18 protein-coding genes are annotated in these 21,193 nt (G+C 37.6%); all 18 read left to right on the top strand.

Annotated features, from left to right (window positions below; all coding sequences use genetic code 11):
* The first annotated feature begins 158 nt into the window (after nt 1-158).
* The 18 genes from ald to V179_RS31050 all read left to right on the top strand — a co-directional run bounded on the left by ald (nt 159) and on the right by V179_RS31050 (nt 21,117).
* Entirely contained in the window at nt 159-1,292 is a 1,134-nt protein-coding gene (ald, locus tag V179_RS0112165) for an alanine dehydrogenase (RefSeq protein WP_028391694.1), read from the top strand.
* A 243-nt stretch (nt 1,293-1,535) separates the two neighbouring features.
* The gene (locus tag V179_RS0112160; RefSeq protein WP_028391693.1) at nt 1,536-2,894 is read left to right on the top strand and encodes an aminotransferase; all 1,359 of its coding nucleotides are present in this window, start codon (nt 1,536-1,538) and stop codon (nt 2,892-2,894) included.
* A 256-nt stretch (nt 2,895-3,150) separates the two neighbouring features.
* The gene (locus V179_RS0112155; protein WP_235179109.1) at nt 3,151-4,128 is read left to right on the top strand and encodes a YeiH family protein; all 978 of its coding nucleotides are present in this window, start codon (nt 3,151-3,153) and stop codon (nt 4,126-4,128) included.
* 349 nt (nt 4,129-4,477) lie between these two features.
* A complete protein-coding gene (locus V179_RS0112150) occupies nt 4,478-5,188 on the top strand; it encodes a GntR family transcriptional regulator (protein ID WP_028391691.1) in 711 nt (236 codons plus the stop codon).
* Between the two features lie 733 nt (nt 5,189-5,921).
* Complete coding sequence (locus tag V179_RS27840; protein WP_034301090.1) at nt 5,922-6,542, top strand: YitT family protein; 621 nt, start codon at nt 5,922-5,924, stop codon at nt 6,540-6,542.
* A 463-nt stretch (nt 6,543-7,005) separates the two neighbouring features.
* Nucleotides 7,006-8,031 carry a TRAP transporter substrate-binding protein gene (locus V179_RS0112140; protein ID WP_028391690.1) on the top strand — a complete coding sequence of 342 codons (1,026 nt, stop codon included), beginning with the start codon at nt 7,006-7,008 and terminating at the stop codon, nt 8,029-8,031.
* A 36-nt stretch (nt 8,032-8,067) separates the two neighbouring features.
* A complete protein-coding gene (locus V179_RS0112135; RefSeq protein WP_028391689.1) occupies nt 8,068-8,622 on the top strand; it encodes a TRAP transporter small permease in 555 nt (184 codons plus the stop codon).
* Nucleotides 8,619-9,893, top strand: coding sequence for a TRAP transporter large permease subunit (locus V179_RS0112130; RefSeq protein WP_028391688.1), 1,275 nt, complete (start codon nt 8,619-8,621; stop codon nt 9,891-9,893). The genes V179_RS0112135 and V179_RS0112130 overlap by 4 nt, the downstream gene beginning before the upstream one ends.
* Nucleotides 9,894-9,951: 58 nt before the next feature.
* Complete coding sequence (locus V179_RS0112125) at nt 9,952-10,998, top strand: TRAP transporter substrate-binding protein (RefSeq protein ID WP_028391687.1); 1,047 nt, start codon at nt 9,952-9,954, stop codon at nt 10,996-10,998.
* A gap of 114 nt (nt 10,999-11,112) precedes the next feature.
* Entirely contained in the window at nt 11,113-13,344 is a 2,232-nt protein-coding gene (locus tag V179_RS0112120) for a dihydroxy-acid dehydratase domain-containing protein (RefSeq protein WP_028391686.1), read from the top strand.
* Between the two features lie 32 nt (nt 13,345-13,376).
* Nucleotides 13,377-14,144: an IclR family transcriptional regulator gene (locus V179_RS0112115; RefSeq protein ID WP_028391685.1), complete on the top strand. Its 768-nt coding sequence runs from the start codon at nt 13,377-13,379 to the stop codon at nt 14,142-14,144.
* Between the two features lie 35 nt (nt 14,145-14,179).
* A complete protein-coding gene (locus V179_RS0112110) occupies nt 14,180-15,067 on the top strand; it encodes a fumarylacetoacetate hydrolase family protein (protein WP_028391684.1) in 888 nt (295 codons plus the stop codon).
* A gap of 355 nt (nt 15,068-15,422) precedes the next feature.
* On the top strand, nt 15,423-16,334 hold the full coding sequence (locus V179_RS0112105) for a dihydrodipicolinate synthase family protein (protein ID WP_028391683.1): 912 nt from the start codon (nt 15,423-15,425) through the stop codon (nt 16,332-16,334).
* 179 nt (nt 16,335-16,513) lie between these two features.
* A complete protein-coding gene (locus tag V179_RS0112100; RefSeq protein WP_028391682.1) occupies nt 16,514-17,473 on the top strand; it encodes a C-terminal binding protein in 960 nt (319 codons plus the stop codon).
* A 352-nt stretch (nt 17,474-17,825) separates the two neighbouring features.
* On the top strand, nt 17,826-18,587 hold the full coding sequence (locus tag V179_RS27835) for a methionine ABC transporter ATP-binding protein (protein ID WP_084552417.1): 762 nt from the start codon (nt 17,826-17,828) through the stop codon (nt 18,585-18,587).
* Nucleotides 18,580-19,242 carry a methionine ABC transporter permease gene (locus V179_RS0112090; protein ID WP_028391681.1) on the top strand — a complete coding sequence of 221 codons (663 nt, stop codon included), beginning with the start codon at nt 18,580-18,582 and terminating at the stop codon, nt 19,240-19,242. Before V179_RS27835 ends, V179_RS0112090 begins: the two co-directional genes overlap by 8 nt.
* 317 nt (nt 19,243-19,559) lie before the next feature.
* Complete coding sequence (locus V179_RS0112085; protein ID WP_028391680.1) at nt 19,560-20,372, top strand: MetQ/NlpA family ABC transporter substrate-binding protein; 813 nt, start codon at nt 19,560-19,562, stop codon at nt 20,370-20,372.
* Between the two features lie 577 nt (nt 20,373-20,949).
* A complete protein-coding gene (locus tag V179_RS31050) occupies nt 20,950-21,117 on the top strand; it encodes a hypothetical protein (protein WP_154664006.1) in 168 nt (55 codons plus the stop codon).
* Nucleotides 21,118-21,193 lie beyond the last annotated feature (76 nt).

Below are 21,193 nucleotides of genomic sequence, written 5' to 3'. Positions count from 1 at the left end.
TCCCCCCCTCAAGGGCTTGGAGGAGTAGGAATCAAGAAGAGCAGGTGGAGACAACTGCCCGTAAAAGCCCGATTGGTTCAACTAACAATCAGTGGGAAAAACCTCCACTGATTGAAGTTTCACTTTATCATCTAATAAAATTGAAATGAGTGATAGAGATGATTATAGGTGTTCCAAAAGAAATTAAAGATAGTGAGAATCGCGTAGGTATGACCCCTGCAGGTGTAACGACATTCAGAAATAGTGGACATGAGATTTGGATTGAAAAAGGTGCTGGATTAAACAGTGGATTTACAGATGAAGAATATCTCCAATCAGGAGCTAAAATCGTAGAATCTGCAGAGCAATCCTGGTTAGCTGATATGGTCATTAAAGTAAAAGAACCCCTTCCAGCTGAATATAAATTTTTTCGAGATGGATTAATTCTCTATACCTATCTCCATTTAGCGGCAGAACCAGAGTTAACTCAAGCCCTAATAGATAATAATGTAGTAGCAATTGCTTATGAAACTATTCAATTAGAAAATGGATCCCTACCATTATTGACGCCGATGAGTGAAGTAGCGGGACGTATGTCCATTCAGATTGGCGCCCAATTTTTAGAAAAACCAAAGGGTGGAAAAGGAGTTTTAATTGGTGGTGTCCCAGGTGTATCCCCTGCTGAAGTCGTGATTATTGGCGGCGGAATTGTCGGAACGAATGCAGCTAAAATGGCACTTGGATTAGGTGCAAGTGTTACCTTGATCGATATTAATGCAAATCGTCTCCGTCAATTGGATGACCAATTTCAAGGCAGGTTAAAAACATTGGTGTCCAACAGCTTAAGCATTGCCCAAGCGGTGAAAAAGGCAGATTTACTAATAGGTGCGGTTCTAATTCCTGGAGCTCGTGCTCCACGTTTAGTAACTGAAGAAATGGTAAAAGACATGCAGAAAGGTTCTGTTATTGTTGATGTAGCCGTTGATCAAGGTGGCTCGATCGAAACTATTGATCGAATTACGACACATAAAAGCCCAACATATGTAAAGCATGGTGTTGTTCATTATGCAGTTGCTAACATGCCAGGGGCTGTATCACGTACTTCTACAATCGCTTTAACGAATGCAACTGTGCCTTATGGGGTAGAAATTGCAACGAAAGGATACAGGCAGGCTGCCCTTGATAATAAGCCTTTAGCTAAAGGGATTAATGTTGTCCATGGAAAGGTAACATATGAAGCTGTGGCCATTGCTCATGGTCACAATTATCATTCTCTTGACTCTGCTATTTCCAAGGATCCTGTTACGACATAGAAACTAAATGATTTCCGTATGAAGGACAAGGGGACGGGACTTCACGGCTTACTAATACAGCTATTCTTCTTGGTAGATATACTTTTTAACATTTAGAATGTACCTTGAAATTCGGCTTAGCAGCGCCACCATTGGGAATTAAGTGAGTGTAGCGTACTCTATGATTAATTCTCATGGTAAATGGTGGTGCTTTAACCCCTTATTTATTTTGTATAGTAATAAATTTTTGAGGAGGGCTCTATATTGAAGGTAGAAACTGAAACGAAGGACCTCGTACAAATGGATAAAGATCATTTATGGCATGCGATGCATCGGTATAGCGAAAAGGCAACTCCTATGATTGCTGCGGAAGGCAAAGGCTCTTGGTTTACCGATACAAAAGGTGATAAATATTTGGATGGAGTATCAGGATTATGGTGCTTGAATCTAGGGCATGGTCGAAAGGAAATTGCTCAAGCAGCTTATGAACAAATGATGAATTTATCATATTTCCCACTTACCTTAAGCCATAAACCTGCTATTGAACTATCTTATAAAATAAGTGAACTTCTAAAAGGATCCTATACGACCTTTTTTGCAAACAGTGGCTCGGAAGCTAATGAAACGGCTTTTAAGATTGCTCGGCAATACCATTCTCAAAATGGCAACCCGGGAAAATATAAATTTATATCCAGATATCGAGCCTATCACGGAAATACATTTGCTGCATTAAGCGCAACCGCTCAGGCAAATCGAAGAGTAAAGTACGATCCAGCCGTTCCGGGCTTTCTCCATGTGCCACCACCTTATAGTTATCGAAGCCCATTTGGAGAAAATGTTGAGAATTCTGACTTGTTAGCAGCAGAGTATATAGACCAGGTTATTAATTTTGAAGGTTCTGAAACGGTAGCTGGCGTGATTCTTGAACCATTCATTTCTGGAGGGGGAGTACTTATCCCTTCCAAGGAATACTTGAAAAGAGTAGCAGAAATTTGTAAGAAGCACGATGTTCTTTTAATTGTAGATGAAGTGGTTTCAGGTTTTGGAAGGACTGGTAAGATGTTTGGATTTATGCACTCAGAAGGGGTTCAACCTGATATTGTCACAATGGCGAAAGGTTTAACAAGCGGCTACCTCCCTTTGGGAGCAACAGCTGTGAACTCTAAGATTTATGAGAAATTCAAGGAGAATGGAAAATCAAACCATTTTAGACATGTTTCTACGTACGGAGGTCATCCAGCATCCTGTGCTGTTGCCCTCAAAAATATTGAAATAATAGAAAACGAAGAGATTGTCAAACGGGTATCAGAACTTAGTAAATCCACTTTGAGTGAACTCTTTGAGTTAACTGCTCTTAATAAAGTAGGAGAAGTGCGCGGGATTGGGTTCTTATATGGAATTGAATTAGTAGAGGATAAAAAATCAAAAGCACCTGTTTCTGACGAGTTTATGGGAAGGGTTATAGGGGCTTGTAAAGAAAAAGGACTGATTATTGGCCGGAACGGTGATACTGTTCCTGGGTTTGGGAATGTATTAATCATTGCACCTCCACTTTCTTCTACAGTTGAAGATTTACGCTTTGTCATAGAAACTGTAAAAGCTGTTTTGCATGAATTTTGTTAACAAAATAAGCTTGAATCACTCATTTAAATAATCTATTTCACACTTAAAATAACATGGGTATGATTCGTCTGGATATTTCGGAAATCATGCCCGTATTTTTATTATAAGATGGTAAAGCAAATGTTAATACAGCGGTAGAGAGGGGGAAGAAAGGCAAATGGAATTAGAAAAATATAAGCATCGTGAGGAAATGAATGAGGGGACGGAAATCGAATATTCCAACTTACCTGGTCAACAAAAGAAATCGAGTTTACTAATGTGGATAAGCGGCATTGCTTTTACATTTTTTATCGCTCTTTTAGGTTTAGGATTGTCGAAAATTACTGGGTTTGATCGGATAGGTCCGCTAGCATGTTCAATAATTATTGCGATCATGTATCGGCAAATTGCTGGATATCCAGAGAAATTCCGTCGCGGTATTGAATTTTCAGCTAAAAAACTCCTTCGATTTGCTATCATTTTATATGGTTTGAAATTAAACATTGACGTAATTTTTAATCAGGGCTTGCCTTTGTTGGTTCGTGATATAGGAACAGTGGTTTTTGCTATTATAGTAATGGTTCTGCTAGCGAAATGGTTAAAAGCTGACGCTTCGATTTCCCTTCTTCTTGCAGTAGGAACTGGGGTGTGCGGTGCAGCTGCCATCGCGGCGATATCTCCTATTGTGAAAGCAAAAGAAGAAGACACTGCCATAGGGGTTGGGATCATCGCTTTAATCGGCACCCTTTTTTCTATTGTTTACACTTTGTTACGGCCGATCCTTCCAATGTCTGCTATGGATTACGGTATATGGTCAGGAGTCAGCCTACATGAAATTGCTCATGTCGCATTGGCAGGGGCTCCTGCGGGTGAGAATGCTCTTGCCATTGCTCTACTTGCAAAATTAGGACGCGTCTTCTTACTAATCCCATTATGTTTTATATTTATGTTTTGGATGAAGAGACGCTCCTCGGACAAATCGGGTCTAGAAGCGAAAGTCGATTTTCCATGGTTCCTCATAGGCTTTATTATTATGAGTTTAATAGGAAGTTATATACTAGGGACGTATATTCCCGTGTCCCAGATTGTTATGGAAGGTGTATCTACTACTAGTACATTTATTTTGACGATGGCGATGATTGGCCTAGGTCTTAATGTTAGTTTCCAGGCACTTCGTACAAAAGCTATGCGTCCTCTTGTGGCCGTAACCATTACCTCTTTGCTCCTTTCTGTCATCACGTTCTTCATTATCTAAAGAGTGAAAAATGAAAACCTAGGCAGTAGCATCTTTATTGCTTCTTATTAACTCAAAGGATGATTGTAAATCTTGCATAAGACACATACATTATGTTTCAAGAAGAGAGATGTGGTCTGGCTCTTTATTAACCAATCTGAATGTAATAGTAGTTGGCTATAAAGTGGTTGCTGTTATCAATTTTTTAGAACCGTTTTCCATTGTATGTAAATGAAGGGAAATAGAGACGGATGTTTACCCTAGTTGATTAGGAATTGAAAAAACAGTCTGTTTGAATATTATTAAAATTTCGCTTATACTAATGGAACTGATACGAACATCACTATGTTTTTTGTTTGGAGGAATTTTTATGGAGTTAGACTTTAATAATCCAATTCCATTACATGCTCAATTAAAAAATATTTTAGAGGATCAAATTTTACAAGGGTATTATAAGGACAAAATCCCGAGTGAAAGAGAACTTATGGATATGTATTCTGTTAGCAGGAGCACTGTAAGAGAAGCGGTTTCTATTTTAGTTCGCGAGGGAATATTAGAAAAAAGGCATGGAAAGGGAACTTTTGTATCTCTTAAACCTGTACAAGAATGGCTTAAAATGATTAGTTTTACTGAGACTACCAAAAAAATGGGGATAAAATTACTAAATCATGGACCTGTATCCACTCCTGAAAATATAGCAGATGCACATGGATTTGAGGATGAGTCTTACTATATTAAGAGATTAAGATTACAGGATGATATACCAATTGCGATTGAATTGCATTATTACCCTATCGAGCTTGGACAAAAAATAGCAGAATTTGATTTAAGTACGACTGTTTTATACGATGCTCTCGAAGGTGAACTCAACATTGACTTTTGCGAAGCGGAACAAATCATTACATGCGGCTTTCCATCAAAGGAAGATGCGGACCATTTAGGTGTAACCGATACAATGTGCTTGTTAATAACAGAACGTATGATTTTTGACTCTGATGGAAACATGGTGGAATACTATAAAGGGTTATTTCGATCGGATATGTACTCATTTAATATGAAAATGTCTCGGAAAAACAACTAACGATCTTTTCAAGTGTCAAACAAGTTCATGTATTACAGACCACATTAAATAATCCAAGTCTTTCTATGTTCGTAGGAAGGCTTGGATTATTTGCTTACTAAATCCTTAAGTTTGATCAGATCCTATAGCCCCAAGTATGTTTATTCTTTTTTACTTGTAATAAAGAAAAATTTTACAGGCTACAATTAATATTAATGTAAATGATGTTCACAACTTATATATATAACTTTATAAAATGAAAAATGACCTCAATTGATCTCCTATCCACTTAGAATTGCTCTAGAATCCGTAGTTTACTTCGATATTTAGAAAACTGAACAGAAAGTTGTAAACATGAAAACGATTGTTGCCCTTATTCGAACCTTCCATCCTTAAGATTCTACATACTTCTTTCGAGTGAAATCGTACCAATGTAATCCTAAAGACATACAGAAGAAATCAATAATGAAGATCAAAGCTTAAATACTTATTTCATATATCAGTTATAAACGAGCTGAAGAAGATCGACAATAAGATTACCGAGTTGACACAATATCATCTCATTTTAACCATTTAATTCATTTCTGGGCCATTGAAATGCCTAAGATTAAAAGTAACTTGAACGAACCGGAATATATACAATTACAGTTGAATTGTGCGTATCCACCAGTTCTCAGTTATAGAAATTAAGAAGACAAAACTTCAAATTACTTATTTTGATGCTATTTGTTTGAACAGAAAGGTGGCCAATTTAATGAGGGATATTATTAAAATTATTGTAGGAAATATTTCGATGACTTTTGCCTATGCTTACTTAATCGTACCAAATGAAATTATTAATGGTGGTGTGACGAGTTCTGCCTTACTAATAAATGCGTTATCTGGGTATAACATTGCTATGCTTGCTAATTTTGTAACAGGGCTTTTATTAATCATCTGTTTAATTTTCCTGGGAAAAGAATACTTCTTTAAATCGATAGTAAGTAGCATTTGTTACATGCTGTTTTTTAATCTTTTTTATTCATTGAATATAAGTATAGATATAAATATCGTAATAGTGATTCTCATTTCATCGATTTTGATCGCAATAGGCTACTATTTATGTATAACAGCTAATGCATCTACTGTTGGCTTTGATGTAATAGCGCTAATTTTAAATTATAAAAATAAAAAGATAGATATAGCAGTAACCATAAGAATTATTAATCTTATTGTTTTATCACTTGGTTTGCTCGTTTACGGTTATACTTCCATTATTAAGGGTGTTGCGTTTACGTTAATCTTTTCATTCCTATTAAAGAAAATGCTAAAAAGAAAACAGAAGAGTGTAATGATAGAGAAAACGGAAGAGAGTCGGAAAATAAACCTAAAGTGAAGACATAGTACCTGTCTCGTCGATGCTTTTTTTTGGAAATAATGTTTAATTAATTACTGAAAATTATAACTGAGTGGCAAGTAAATGGTTATTCTTCCTGGTAACATCTTAAATTGAAGGTTCATCACTAGTTGGAGCAGTATGGTCACAATAGAAATGACTCATAGAATATCAATAAATACAATACATAAAATCTAGCTACTGTAAGTATTAGTTGACATAATAAGGCTAAAAAAGATGAAAAAAGCTGACAACATCTAAAATCTGTTTTTGCAATTATTTAAAAATTCTAAAAATGTTTTGACAATGATGAGAAACGATATATAATAAATTTAAGTTTAAATTTCAAAACGATGTTTTATATTATAAAACAACTAACTAGTGGATATTCAACATTGCTTAATGTTGAGATAACGGAAGGATATAATGACAGCGTTTACAAAAAACAAAGAGGAGGATTTAAATGAAAAAAGGAAAAGTGTTTGGACTTGCTTCAAGTGTGACAATTGCAGCGTCATTACTTCTTACAGGCTGTGGAAACGAGGGTGAAAAAACCAGTGGAACTGGAAATGAAACGAAAACGATTAAAGTAGCTCACTATTTTGCTGAAAATCATCCTCAAAATATCGCTTTAAAAGAAAAATTTAAAAAGATCGTTGAAGAGGAAAGTGATGGACAACTTAAAGTTCAAATTTATGCGAATAGTACGCTAGGTGCCGAACAAGAATTTTATGACGGGGTGAGAAATGGCACAATAGAAATGGGTGTTCCAGGACTGATCATGCAAGCAGATATTCCCAAAATGGGAGTTCCGGAATGGCCGTTTCTGTTTAAAGACTTTGACCATGTAAAGACAGTCCTTAACGGCCCTATTGGCGAAGAACTAACTGAAGATTTAGAGTCTAAACATGGTGTAAAGCCACTAGCATGGAGTGCAAATGGGTTTAGAATGTTTTCTAGTAATCAACCAATTCAGAGTTTGAAAGATTTCAAAGGTCTCAGACTAAGAATGCCAAACATCCCAAACTATATTAAGCTTGGTGATTCTCTTGGGACAAACGTTAGTCCATTACCTATTTCTGAAGTATTTTCAGCACTTGAACAACATGTAGTCGATGCTCAAGAAAATCCTATTGCTACTTTGAGATCCTCTGGTTGGTATGAAGTTCAAAGTGACGTACTTGAATCTAAACATATGTTTAGTCCTAATATTTATGTGATTAACCATAAATTCTGGGAGCGACTTTCAGCAGAACAACAAGATATTATTGAAAGGGCATCAAAGGAAGCGGCAGCATATGAATTTGAGCTATTAGAGGATAGTTATGAAGAAGATAAAAAGTTTTTAGAAGAACATGGAATCAAGTTTACCAAACCTAGTGAAAGTTTTGTAACAGATATGGAAGAGGCCTCAAAACCTTTATATAACGAAATATTTAAAAAGAATGATTGGGCAAAAGAATTGTTTGAAAAGATTAAAGCAGAGTAATGGAATAATTATATTTATTTGGATGGAGGAAGAAGTGTGAACAAAATCTCAAGAATTTTGGAAAATGTCTTGAATATTATTATGGTCTCTGCTTTAGCTTTAATGGTGATCCTTGTTTTTGGAAATGTCATTCTCCGCTATTTTTTTAACTCAGGTATAACGTGGTCAGAGGAAATGTCGCGATATTTATTCGTATGGCTTACATTTTTCGGTGCAATAGGAGCTTACAAAAATAAAGAACATCTTGGCGTAGACTTAGTAGTTAGACGACTGCCAAGAGGGGCAAAGAAATTTGTGAACGTAATTAGTGATTTGATTATTCTGTACATCCTGTATCTAATTTTAGATGGAAGCTGGAAGATGACACTGATGAATATGGATAGTGTAACGCCTGCAATTGGTATGTCGCTTTCACTAGTCTATGGAACTGGTATTTTAGTAGGCGTATCTATGGGGGTTATTACTCTTCATAATCTTTATAGAATCTTATTTAATAAAGTGACGGACGAGGAATTAAACCCGGTTAGCGAATCTGAAGAAATATTAAGTATGCATGCTGCTAGTATAGAAAAGGAGGAAATACAAGGATGATTGGAGTATTTGTTGGATCTTTACTTGGAGCAATGGGTCTAGGGATTCCAATTGCCTTTGCTTTATTAGTCAGTAGTGTAGCTTTAATGTTTTTTCTAGGCATATATGATAGTCAAATTATTGCGCAAAACTTAATAAATGGCGCGAATAATTTTCCACTTATGGCCATCCCATTCTTCATGTTGGCAGGGGAGTTAATGAATGCTGGTGGTTTGTCTAAACGTATTGTTACCATGGCCATGACGATGGTTGGCCATATTAGAGGGGGACTAGGATATGTTGCAATAATAGCGAGTATTTTATTCGCAAGTTTATCTGGGTCCGCTGTTGCAGATACGGCAGCTCTAGGGGCGATCTTAGTTCCGATGATGGTTAAAAGTGGCTATAATATTAACCGCTCGAGTGGTTTAATCGCAGCTGGTGGAATTATAGCGCCAATTATCCCACCAAGTATTGGCTTTATCGTATTCGGTGTAGCCAGTGGTGTTTCAATAACAAAATTATTTATGGCAGGTATTGTTCCAGGGATTTTACTTGGAGTTGGTTTAACGGTTGCGTGGACAATCATAGCGCGAAAAGAAAATGTACAAGTTCAACCGCGTAAATCGACAAAGGAAATACTTCGATCACTACGTCAAGGAATATGGGCACTCTTTCTTCCGGTTATTATTATTGGGGGATTGAGAGGTGGATTGTTCACTCCTACAGAAGCAGCAGTAGTCGCTGCAGTTTATGCATTATTTGTAGGAGTCGTAATCTATCGAGAAATAAAAATTAAAGATTTATATAATGTGTTTGTGAATGCAGCAAAAATGACAAGTGTTGTTATGTTTTTAGTTGCTGCAGCCCTTGTATCATCTTGGCTAATAACTGTTGCGAATTTACCTACTCAAATAATTAGCTTATTAGAACCATTTATGGATCAGCCGATGTTATTGACGTTTATGATTGTTTTCTTAGTCATAATTATTGGAACATCGATGGATATGACGCCTGCCATATTAATCCTTACACCTGTATTAATACCAATTATTACACAAGCAGGGATCGATCCAGTTTATTTTGGTGTAATATTTATCCTTACTACTGCAATTGGCTTATTAACACCTCCAGTTGGTACCGTATTAAATGTTATCTGCGGGATAAGTAAAATTAGTATGGAAGATATCATGAAAGGAATTTGGCCTTTCTTACTAGTTGAAGTCATAGTATTAATTCTATTAATTTTATTTCCTTCTATAGTATTGGTCCCTCTGGGATGGTTTACGTAAATTAAAGTAGAATTTTTAAAAAATAATTGTAAGGAAAAAAGAATGAGGGGGAAGAGATATGAATAAGTGGTTGAAACGAGCTGTGATGGCGATGGTACTCCCGAGTATGCTAGTTATAAGTGGTTGTGGTACAGATAGTACAAAGTCAGGAGGGAAAGTGAAAGAAGGCATACAGACAAGGACGATTAAAGCAGGGATTGGCAACAGTGAAAGTCATCCACAAGGTCAAGGGATGGTTAAATTTAAAGAGTTGGTTGAAGAAAAAAGTGGAGGGAAAATAAAAGTGCAAAATTATTTTGACGCCACTCTTGGAGATGACCTGAAAATGACGGAAGCCCTACAGGCAGGGATGCAAGAAATCACTGTACCATCGACTTCCCCTTTAGTTGGTATCATACCGGAATATGGGATTTACGATTTTCCATTTGTATTTAAAGAGGAGGAAGAAGCATATGCTGTACTCGATGGAAAAATAGGACAAACACTTTTAGACAAATTACCAGAGCACGGCCTAATCGGACTTGGATATTGGGAAAATGGATTCCGTCAACTGACCAATAGTAAACACCCAGTCGAAACAGCAGATGATTTTAAAGGACTAAAAATTAGGACGATGCAAAACGAGGTTCATTTAGATGCTTTTAAAGAACTAGGAGCAAACCCTACACCAATGGCGTTCTCTGAAGTGTTTACTGCGCTTGAAAGTAAGTCAGTAGACGGACAAGAAAATCCACTAGCTACAATTGTTACTCAAAAATATGATGAGGTTCAATCCTATTTAAGTCTTACCAATCATGTGTACACACCATTCATATTATTGGTTAGCAAAAAATTCTGGGACGGCTTATCCGAAGAAGAACAAAATATTCTTCAAGAAAGTGCACAAGAGGCAAGAGATTATCAACGCGAGGTAAACCGTAAAGATAATGAGCTTGCCATTAAGAAGTTAGAAGAAGCTGGGATGAAAATTAATGAAGTATCTGAACAAGAGTTGGAAAACATGAAAGAAATTATCCAACCAGTAACTGACAAATATGCAAAAAAGTTTGGGAAAGATCTTGTAGAAGAAATGAAGGCAGAAGTAGAGAAAGTTAGAGCGAATTAATTAGCTTAAAAGCCCGATTGGTTCAACTAGCAATCAGTGGGGATGAGAAAACCCCCACTGTTTAAGTTTCACTTAAATAAAATGCCTTCCGAAAAACTGAAGAGGAGTGCAAAAATGACTTACTTATATCCACTTATTGATAATGATGTAAACCCTTACCGAGATAATGTACAGGGAAAAGCAAATGAACCGATTACGGTTGCCGGTCTACTGGATCGCGCAAAGCTAACCCTTGGTTCTACATATGAAGGTGGTAAGCCTGACTGGACGTTGGAAGAAATTTATCTGCGACTAGAGAGGAATGCGCCGCGTATCGCGATAATTGGTGGCTCATCTGATCACCCAGCACATATTATGGATTATCAAACGTCTGCTAGGGCAGCGATTCGCATATGGCAAAATGGTGGTGTACCGTTCTACTTCTCGACACCGGTTATGTGTGATGGAACTGCTCAAAGCAATCAAGGGATGAGCTACTCATTGCAAAGCAGAAATGCTGTTGCGCAAATGGTCGTCAATCAGATTGAGGCACACAGCTACCATGGCGCATTCGTTATTCAAGGATGTGATAAACAGCCACTTGGAGTTGTAAGCGCGCTTGCACATGTCGATCGTGTACGCCGCGACCGGGGGGAAGCGCCTTTTTTCGCAACATTTGCACCTGCTCACGTATTAGAAGGCGGCTCAATTCCAGATGACGTGATTGAAGAATTGGAAGTGCTGGCGAAAAAAGCAGAAAGTGATGGCGCTGCGGATATAGCGGTTGATTTGCGAGATACGATGGCGTACATTTTGCAATGTTCATCCAATACAGCTTTTCAAGGCGTGTTTGAGCGAGCGTATGAACGTGGTATTTTGACGAAAGAACAACATAAATATTTTGAAATGCGCTTAGCTGTTGCAACATGTGATGGTCAAGGCGGCGTATGTGCCTTTAACGGAACAGGCAATAGTTCACGCCATTTAGTCGCAGGAATGGGACTCGTTCATCCAGCGGTTGAGTTATTGACAGATCCACCAACACAACGTCAGATTAATGCCGTTCTCGACAGCTTTGCTCTGATGATCAATGACGAAAAATATGGGGTCGCAAATATTGTAGCGGCGAATATTAAAAATGCAATTCGGATCCACAGTGCGTCTGGTGGCTCAACAAACTTGATGATGCATATTGTCGCAGGAATGCTATATGCTGGATACAAATTCAGCTTATGGGATCTGGATCGTATTCATCATGAGCACCCGATTCCTGATTTGTTTGATTATAGTTTGACAGAAGGACGAGATATTTACTCGTTGGCGATGCAGTGTTGTAGTGGAACGAGTCGTGGGATGGAAACGCTCTTTTATGAATTGCTTGAAAATGGTGTACCGATGGATCAAGATGCACCGACAGTTGCAGCGAAGACGTGGAAAGAGCGCCTGGTTATTACACGCAGTTTGCAAGCGGTTCAAGTTAAAGAAAATCCGGTTATTTTATCTACACCGCGTCGCGCATTTAGCGGAGTCGATGTATTACAAGGAAACTTTTTTGAAAGCGCGGTTGTGAAAATTAGTGGTATGCAAACGCCTCAGCTTGAACAGTTCGATGACAAGCTTGCGTTCGTGCTTTATTTTGAAAATGAAGAAGAGGCGAATCGGAGTCTGCTAGATACAAGTTTACTTTCCCAAATTAAAGAACAAAAGTTGTTCTCACATGAGCTTCTGCTCGCGACACTTAAGTACAACAATGAGCAAGAATGGCTGCGTTTAAAAGATGCTTCATATGATGAATTGTTCGAGGTGATGTCAGAAGAAGGAATATTGAAAATTGCGGTCATTATCGTGGGCCAAGGTCCAGTAGCTTTTGGCATGCCAGAGATGTTCACTCCCATGCAATATATTAACGCGAACCGGGTGATGAAAAAATTAGCCGCAATTATAAGTGATGGTCGCTATTCTGGTGTTACATATGGAGCTGCAATAGGTCATATGACACCTGAAGCATATGAAGATGGAGGCATCGGTTTTCTTGAGACGGGTGATGTTGTTCATCTGCAGTTACGCGGACGACGCATTGATTTTGTCAATCCAGAAAAACTTCAAAAAGGTGAAGTCGTTCATGATTTCTCGGATAGCGTGAAAGAAGAAAGACGCCAAATTGTGAAAGATCGTAAACAGCGAATGAAATCCCGTCAAAAAATGGTCGCTGCGAGTAATCGGATGTACGGTCACACCGATGCTGCAAAAGGTGTCGTGCCATTGGCGGTTGTAGAAGATGCCGTGCTTGATTATGAACAAGATGTGATACTGCAATCAGAAAATTCAGGAATAAAACAGGGCGCTCACTCAAAAAGTCGGGTATGATTAGACTAAATGAAGATTAGGAGTGAAGTACTATGCCCATTATTCAATCTGTGGAGCGCGCACTAAAAATATTAGATTTATTTGATGAGCGCGACCGTGAGTTAACGATTACTGAAATTAGCAAACGGATGAACTTGCATAAAAGCACCGTTCATTCATTATTAAAAACTTTGCGAGAACAGCGTTACATTGCACAAAATGAAGAGAATGAAAAATATTCTCTTGGGCTGAAGTTGTTTGAGAGAGGTAATATGGTCGCAAGTCATCTCGATTTACGTAATGTTGCAAGAAAACATCTTGAAACGCTGTCACAAATCACAAATTTAACGACTCACTTAGTTATATTAGACGGCCAGGAAGGTTTATACGTTGATAAAGTAGAAGGGAGTGGTGTAACTGTTTTATATTCCCGCATCGGCCGTCGTATACCGATTCACACGAGCGCTGTCGGGAAATCACTTGTCGCTACAAAAACAGACGGTGAATTAAATCAACTTCTAGAAGGCTATAAATATACGAAACAAACAGAAAAATCAATTAGCTCTAAAGAAGAGTTTTTAACGGAAATTGAACAAGTCCGCATCAATGGGTATTCAATAGATAATGAAGAAAATGAACCAGGGATTGTTTGTTTTGCTGTACCTGTCAAAGATTATTCAAGTAAAGTGGTTGCAGCAGTTAGCATGTCAATGCCAGCATCCAAGGTTAATGACGAAACGAATAAATATTATGTTGAACTATTAAAAGAGTGCTGCGATAAAATTTCTAAAGATCTCGGATATGGATATCAAAAAATATAAAAAATGACTACGCGTCAATCAGGAGGAATGGAAACATGAGAATTATTCGCTATGTAAAAGAAAATGGTAAACAACTAGCAGCTGTTACGAATGAAAATGAAGTATTTGATATTCCGTATGAAGATTTTATGTCGTTGATTGAAGCGGCACGAAGTAAAAATAAAACCGCGTTTGATATTATAAAACAAATTGCTGAAGTTGCCGAAAAACAACCGATAGATAGTCTTCAATTAACAACACCGATTGATGCACCGGAAGTATGGGCGGCCGGCGTGACGTACAAAAAAAGCAAAGAAGCACGAAACTATGAAGCAACACAAGGTAAGCTCGACCGTGATACGTTTTATGATAAAGTGTATGATGCAAAACGTCCAGAAATATTCTTCAAATCAACAGCTGCCAGAACTGTGGGTCCGAATGATCCTGTTTACTTGCGCTCTGATTCTAACTGGCAAATTCCAGAGCCAGAGCTTGGACTTGTAATTGATAGAGATGGTACAGTACTCGGTTATACTGCTGGAAACGACATGAGCTGCCGTGACATAGAAGGGGAGAATCCGCTTTATTTGCCTCAGGCAAAAGTATGGAAAAATTCATGCTCAATTGGTCCTGCTATTCTGTTAAAAGAAGCAGTGAGTGATCCGTATGAATTAAAAATTATTTGCCGTATTTACCGCAACGACGAAAAAGTATTTGATGGTGAAGCGCAGGTTAACCAGTTAAAACGGAAACTGGATGAGCTCGTACATTACTTAGTTCTTGATAACGAAATTTTTGACGGAACGGTTCTGCTCACTGGGACATGTGTCGTTCCACCAAATGAATTTACTTTAAACGACAACGACCGAATTGAAATTGAAATTCCGGGAATTGGTATCTTACAAAACCCAGTCATCCAAAGTAAAACCGTACAAACCATTTAGTAGCTAATAAAATGAGCGAATACAGTCAAGAAATATTCGTGGCAGCTATCGTTTAATTAAGGAACGATTCTGAATTAGCAATGAAAAATCTTTATAGTCGTTTATGAAAAAGGGACTTTGGCATAACAGAAAAAACTATTAAGAAATTCGAACAGGTGTCGAATGTAGTTGATATGCGAGACTCCTGCTTAGAGAAGCGTGTTGAGGGAGACCCAGCAAGTACGAAGCACTTGAAGGCTCCCGAGACCGTAGCCAGTATCTGTAAAGGAAATAAGCCCAGGATAGTTGTGTGAAAATTATTTAAAAGCAATATAGTATACGAAAACAGCCTTTTAAAAAAAGAAGGAGGAAATCAATGACTTTTCATGGTATTATTCCACCGATTGTCACACTGTTTGACGAAGCAGGAAATTTAGATTTAGCGTTGAACAGAAGGTATATTGATCAGCTGATTTCACGGAATATTGACGGTATTCTGTTAATGGGGAGTTCAGGCGAGTTCTCATCACTTACAACAGAAGAGCGTAAATTATACGTCAGGGAAATGATTAAGCATATTAATGGACGTGTGCCTATTATGGTTGGCGTCGGGCATACCGCTTTAAAAGAAGTACTTGAATTAACATCTTATGCAGAAGAGCACGGGGCTGACGGTGTCCTCGTCGTTAACCCATATTATTGGAAGCTGTCAGATGATCAATTATTCCGTTATTATTCCATCGTCGCGAATCATACAAAACTACAAGTGTTTATTTATAATATTCCGCTATTAACCGGACAGAATTTATCAGTCGACCTGATAAAAAAATTAGCAGAAGCTTATTCAAATATTGCTGGTATTAAAGAAACTGTCAGTGACTTCGGTCACATTCGTCAAGTGCAAACAGAAGTGAAAAAAGTGCGAAGTGACTTCAGTGTCTTTTCTGCATTCGATGAGCATATGCTCCCAGCGCTAATGATTGGCATAACTGGCAGTATTAATGGAAGTGCTGCCTTCATTCCGGAAATATCTGTTGATTTATATAAATCATATCAAAGAGGTGATCTAGCTGAAGCTCAGAAAAATCATCAAAAGATTTCAAAGCTAATGGATGTGTACACATATGGACCGACATTTTTTTCAGCCATGAAAGAAGCCGTTCATCAGCGCTGGTTTGATGTGGCAGCTGGGCATCGTGCTCCTTGTGACATCATTTCGGATGATTTGCGTAATAATGTAGCATCTCTTTTAAGAAATAATGCAATAAATGAAGGCGTCCAATCATGAGCAAAAACATGCGACTTGATCGAACAAAAAAGCTAACGACTATCAGAAGGTCGGTTGTACAAAAAAAACAATATAAAAAATGTTGAAGTAATGGCAGAGCTTATAGTAGAAATCATTCTGAAACAAAACATAGTGTCAAATTGTTTGTTTTAGGAATTTTATTGAAGGAGTGAAACCAAATGGCTTTTAAAGTATTATTAACTGATTATGAATTTGAGAATTTACAATATGAAGAAGCCGTGTTTCAAGAAAGTGGATTGGATATTGAATTCATTAAAGCACAATGCAAAACAGAAAAAGATGTTATCGCCCAAGCGAAAGAAGCAGACGCAATTCTAAATCAATACGCTCCTATCTCTCGCCGCGTTATCGAGTCACTTGAAAACACGAAAATCATTTCCCGCTACGGTGTTGGGGTTAATACGATTGATCTCGATGCTGCGAAAGAAAAAGGGATTACTGTCGCCAATGTACCGGACTATGGCATGGAAGAAGTATCAAATCATGCATTGGCGCTTTTGCTTTCATGGGCGCGTAAAGTGCCGTTACAAAACAATGAAGTGAAAAAAGGCAACTGGGACTTTAAAGCATCTGTGCCGATTCATCGCTTTAATAAACAAACGATTGGTGTTCTCGGCTTTGGCCGTATTCCGCGCCGTTTCATTGAAAAAGTGAAACCGCTCGGCTTTAAAACTGTTGCATATGATCCATTCGTAACAGAGGAAGAAATGACTGCTGTGGGCGTTCACAAAATGGAGCTTGACGATATTATTTCAATAGCCGATTATTTGTCAATACACGTACCACTTAATAAAGATACGTTCCATCTCATTAACGACGAGCGGCTTAATCAAATGAAGAGAAACGCAGTCATCATTAATACAGCACGAGGACCGATAATCGATGAGAAAGCTCTTATTGATGCATTAGAAAAAGGAATTATTGCAGGTGCCGCATTAGATGTGACAGAAGTAGAGCCAGTCACAAGTGAAAGCCCGCTCCTCAATATGGACAATGTCATCATTACACCGCATAGTGCCTGGTATTCAGAGGAAGCGATGATTGAACTGCGTCAAAAAGCAGCCAAAAACATCGTTCACGTCTTAAGTGGTGAAAAATCACCATATGCGTTGACTTAAGAATGGGGCAAATGTTTTCTGCTCTTGTCACTCGCTACATAAAATTTAAATCGCAAATATAGTTAACTTTATCAATATTGCGAAGAAGATTAATATTTTTTTCCAAAAGAGGCTATCCCATAATGAAGGGTCAGACAACATCACTACTATATCGTTTAAATGACGTGTATATGACACGGTAAACGGTGTATAGACTGTTGAGATCAGACCTTTGGGAGTTGTCTCTTTTTTGCCATTATTTGAGAGATGCCCGAGGAACTATGAAGGGAGTGACATCTCATGCAACAAAGGCTATAATAATTTGGATAGGGATTTTACATAGGAATCAGATGGTTAGAAAGGAATATGCATGGTGATATCTTTACAAAATATAAGCAAAAGCTATCAGCAGCACCAATCAATTTTACAAGCCGTTCACTCGGTTTCGCTAAATATCGACAAAGGCGAAATACATGGAGTGATCGGTGCGAGCGGTGCGGGTAAATCTACACTGCTTCGTTTAATGAATGTGCTGGAAACTCCAGATCAAGGAACAATTGTGGTTAATAATCAAACGTTAACGACGCTACCAAACCGTAAACTTCGCGAAGCAAGACGATCGATTGGCATGATTTTTCAGCATTTTAATCTTGTTTCGAATAAAACGGTATTTGATAATGTTGCAGTACCACTTGAACTAGCTGGCTACTCAAAAAAAGCTAAGGTAGATCGTGTCAATGAATGTTTGAAATTTGTTGGCCTTGAGCATAAAGCCGAGCAATATCCGGCACAATTAAGCGGAGGACAAAAGCAGAGGGTTGCAATTGCAAGAGCGCTTGCAAACAGGCCAGCTGTTTTATTATGTGATGAGCCAACTTCTGCTTTAGATCCACAGACAACAGCAGGCATTCTAGACGTATTGAAGACCGTGAATCAAGAATTTGGTGTCACGATTGTCATCGTCAGTCATGAAATGGATGTTGTGCGAAGTATTTGCGATAAAGTAACAGTTATGGATGGCGGAAAAATACTCGAAACAGTTTCAATTGAAACAGAGCCGTATATGATTCCTGACAATGATCCAAAATGGTTTCTTGAGCAATTAACTGAAAAAGAGAGGAATTCGAATGCCTGACATTATTTTAAAGTATCAAGCTGAAATTTGGCAGTCAATCGGGGAAACATTTGTGATGGTTGGTCTATCCATTGCTTTTGCTCTTTTAGTCGGATTACCTGTCGGTACATTACTATATCTTTGCCGAAAAGGACAATTGCTAGAAAATAGATCGATATATTCTGGACTAAACATATTTGTCAATATTGTTCGGTCGTTTCCGTTCTTATTGCTTGTCGTATTCTTAATTCCTTTTACAAGATTTATTGTCGGAACAGCAATCGGTACAATGGCAGCTACTGTCCCACTTTCTATTGTGGCAATTGCTTATTATTCTAGATTAGTAGAACAGGCTTTGCTTGAAATTCCGCGTGGTATTATTGAGTCTGCGGTTTCAATGGGTGCTTCAGTCTTAGAAATTATTTTTAAGTTTTTGTTCGTGGAAGCACGTTCAAGCCTTGTACTCGGATTAACAACTTCAACGATTAGTTTTATCTCTTATTCAACTGTAATGGGGATTGTCGGTGGGGGCGGTGTTGGTGATTTTGCGATTCGCTATGGCTACCAGCGATTTGAAACCGAGTTAATGATTTATATAATCGTTATGATGATTATCTTTGTCCAAGCTATTCAGTTTACTGGCACAACCATCGCCAAAAAATTAGATAAAAAATAAAAGGAAATTTTTCATCGGGGGGGGGATGTTCTTCATCCCCACTTAATAGTTCGCCTTTATCTAGGATTGCTATCTTGAAAAGCAACAGTACGAAATAATCGAATATAGAAGAAGTATTGCTTCCTGAGGTAACGTCTGTGTGGCTTTAATCCTGTGGACCTCAACTAAATCTCTACTTACACATCATTTCGCTATATCGCACCAAACAAAGGATATGGGCTGCTTATCCCACTTTACTCAAAGTTCCCAGAAATTCGAAGAAGGTGTTAGGCAGCTTGTAAACTAGGATAACATAATAGATTGAGAGGTAATCAACAATGAAAAGACTCATTATGCTATTAGCCTTAGCTATGTTCGTATTGTCCGGCTGTAGCGACAATGCCGAATCTACTCCTGAAGAAAAGAAACAAGTGGACTTAAAAGTTGCTTCATTGATTCCACCTATGACGGATATATTAGAAATTGCTAAGCCATTAATGAAAGAAGAAGGAATTAATCTAGAAATCGTCGTGTTAGGCGATAATATTCAACCAAATAACGCTCTTGCTAACAAGGAAGTTGATGCTAACTTCTTCCAACATATGCCTTTTATGGAGCAGTATAATGAAAGCAATGGAACAGAACTAGTACGAGTAGAACCAATTTATCACGCTATTTTTGGAGCTTATTCAAAGAAATATAAAACAATGGATGAATTGCCAGAAGGTGCAACAATCGCGATACCGAATGATCAAATAAATTTAGCTCGTTCACTTGTTATGTTTGCTGATCAAGGAATTATCAAGTTAAAAGACGGTGTGGGTCTTAAAGCAACCCAAGCAGATATCGTTGAAAATGTGAAAAACTACAAGTTTAAAGAGGTAGACTTACTTATGCTTGCTAGGATGATGGACGATGCTGATCTCGTTACATTGTACCCATCTTATGCCGAGCCGCTAGGCTTAAAACCAAGTAAAGATGCTGTGATTACAGAAAATGTGAACTCGGCATTTGCTATCTCTTTAGTTGCTCGCAAAGACAATGCTAAATCAGAGGCCATTCAATTATTAGCAGAAAAAATGACAGGACCTGAAGTAAAGAAATTTTTAGAAGAAAATTTTGCAGATACATCTTTACCAGCATTTGACTAATTGTAATTATCACATTTTTTTATGAAAATGTCCCACACTGTATCCATCGTTTACTAGGTTATATTAGCGATGGATATGAAAGTGTTGGGATTTTTTATATGATATTTAACGAGCAGTAAGCCCTCGAACTAAAAGCTAGTGGGGAACAAAGAAACGAGTAGGGAGAAACTTTACTGTGAAGGTCCGATTAGTAAGATACAGTAGTAAGTAGAGGTTTAGTTGAGATCCATAGTTTGTGATCGATAAATCGGATTCGTGGCTTTCCGATTTATCGATACGAAATCGTGAAGAACGACCTTAAAAAGCAGTGGGATGAAGAATCTCTTTTTTTGTATTTGCAGATTGTTAATTTGAGATATTTTTCACAAATTGTTCATAGCTTTTTGTAAGCGCTTGTATTATAATAATCTCATAAAGAAAACGTTTACTTTTAAGTGAACACAACTTTTAGTAAGTAGATGTATGTATCTTTGGTAACGGATGTAAACGCATACATTATTTTTATAAAAATAACATAAACTTTAAGAGTGTAATTAAAACTCAACTAATAAAATAGACATCAAAGGAGGACTACATCATGAAAGATTATATTTTTATCTTAGATAACCAAATAGAAGCAGAAGAAATAATTATAGAAGCTAGTGGAATGATGGACGCATTTATGAAGGCAAAGGAATTGCAAAGAAAGAGGAAAATCGATAAAAAATCAAATGTAAACTTACTATTTAAAGGGATTAGTTATTAATTTAACTTTAGTGATAACACAGTAGTGAATCGGTAAATTTTACGATATTCTCTAAATAGCGAAGCGACAAATTTTG

This window comes from Bacillus cihuensis, assembly GCF_000504145.1.
GTDB classification, from domain to species: Bacteria; Bacillota; Bacilli; order Bacillales; family DSM-1321; genus Peribacillus; species Peribacillus huizhouensis.
Note: the sequence above shows the minus strand (reverse complement) of the source record. Positions and strands in the feature narration are given on the sequence as shown.